Source organism: Vibrio sp. 10N.222.49.A3, assembly GCF_041475145.1.
GTDB lineage: Bacteria > Pseudomonadota > Gammaproteobacteria > Enterobacterales > Vibrionaceae > Vibrio > Vibrio tasmaniensis_A.
Genome location: NZ_JBFRVM010000366.1, coordinates 1 through 261 on the forward strand (window position 1 = coordinate 1; position 261 = coordinate 261).

General features: G+C 46.0%; 1 rRNA gene. It reads right to left on the reverse strand.

Features of this window, described 5'->3' with window-relative positions:
* A 23S ribosomal RNA gene (locus tag AB4589_RS25665) occupies window positions 1-261 on the reverse strand; the annotation flags it as partial.

Genomic DNA, 261 nt, shown 5'->3' on the forward strand with positions numbered 1-261 from the left:
ACGTGTCCCGCCCTACTCGATTTCACTGATTATGATGTGTCGGTTACGGGGCTATCACCCTTTATTGCGAGACTTTCCAGACTCTTCACCTGCATCATTAAAAGCTTAAGGGCTAATCCAATTTCGCTCGCCGCTACTTTCGGAATCTCGGTTGATTTCTCTTCCTCGGGGTACTTAGATGTTTCAGTTCCCCCGGTTTGCCTCCTGTTGCTATGTATTCACAACAAGATACTTACTTATGTAAGTGGGTTTCCCCATTCA